At 74.7% G+C, this 1373-nt stretch carries 1 protein-coding gene; it reads left to right on the top strand.

Translation table 11 applies throughout. The annotated features are described in order from the left end of the window. A partial coding sequence (locus tag HW445_RS31085) for an FG-GAP and VCBS repeat-containing protein (protein WP_180224120.1) occupies positions 1-1324 on the top strand: 1324 nt, incomplete at its 5' end. Between the last annotated feature and the right edge of the window lie 49 nt (positions 1325-1373).

Genomic DNA, 1373 nt, shown 5'->3' with positions numbered 1-1373 from the left:
CGACGGCTACCGCGACCTGGCCGTCGGCGCGCCCGGCGCCGCCAGCGGCACCGTCGACGCGGCGGGCGCGGTCGTGGTGTTCTACGGCTCCGCGAGCGGCGTCTCCGCGTCCCGGCGCGTCGTCATCACGCAGGCCACCACCGGCATACCCGGCACGCCGGAGGAGTGGGACCACTTCGGCTCGGCCGTCACCTCCGCCGACCTCGACCGCGACGGCTACGCCGACCTGCTCGTCGGCACCCCGAGCGAGTCGGCGGGCACCATGTGGGGCACCGGATCGCTCACCATCGTCTGGGGCGGATCCTCGGGCCTCAAGGGCGGCGCCACCGTCCCCACCCCGACCGGCCTGGACGAGGGCTGCTACTTCGCCGCCGGGGTGGCGGTGGGAGACGTCACCGGCGACGGCGCCCCCGACCTCGGCGTCACCGGCCACTGCGGCGCCACCACCTACACCGGCCCCTTCACCCGCTCCGGGACCCCGGCGTCCCGGGCGTTCGTGAACCACCTCGGGACCAACCGGGGCGTCGTCATGGGCGACGTGAACGGCGACGGGAAGGCCGAACGCTTCTGGCTGCCGGGCCCGACCGACGGAGACGTCAGCGGCCCGGTCCACCTGGAGAACCGCCACGGCTCCTACACCGAACTGCCCTTCGCCGACGGCCTCTCCGGCCGGATCGGCGACGTGAACGGCGACGGGTACGGCGACCTGGTCACCGGCATCCCCTACGACGCCTCGCTGACCCTCGGCGACACCCCCGCCCACCGCGGCGGCGAGATCCAGGTCCTCTACGGCGGCCCGCAGGGCATCACCCCCGACCAGAAGCCCCAGGTCTTCCACCAGGACACCGCCGGGGTCCCGGGCGCCGCCGAGGACGGCGACCTGTTCGGCTCCTCGATCGGCGTCGGCGACGTCGACGGCGACACCTACGCCGACGTCCTGGTCGGCACCCCGGGCGAAGCCCTCGGCTCCCTCTCCTACGCGGGCTCCACGACCCTGCTGCGTGGATCGGCCGCCGGACTGACCGCGACCGGGGCGAAGTCCTTCACCCAGGACACCAGCGGCGTGCCCGGCACCGGCGAGGCGGGCGACATGTTCGGACAGTCCGTCCACCTGACCGACCTGAACAAGGACGGCCGGGCGGAGACGGTCGTGGGCGCCCCCGCCGAGAACGCGTACGGCGTGGTGTGGACCGCCAAGGGATCGGCGTCCGGCCCGCTCACCAGCGGCTCGTCGACGATCAGCGGCAACGGGGTCGGCCTCACCCACCGGTACACGGAGTTCCGGTTCGGCGAGTACCTGCCCGGCGCCCGCTCCACCGTCTGACGCGCCACGGAAGCCACGGAGCCGGGCGGCACCCGGGCCCACCGCGGGC

It is taken from the genome of Streptomyces sp. UH6, assembly GCF_013421635.1.
GTDB lineage: Bacteria > Actinomycetota > Actinomycetes > Streptomycetales > Streptomycetaceae > Streptomyces > Streptomyces abyssomicinicus.
The sequence above is the reverse complement of the archived record's forward strand: the minus strand, read 5'-3'. Positions and strand labels throughout refer to the sequence as shown.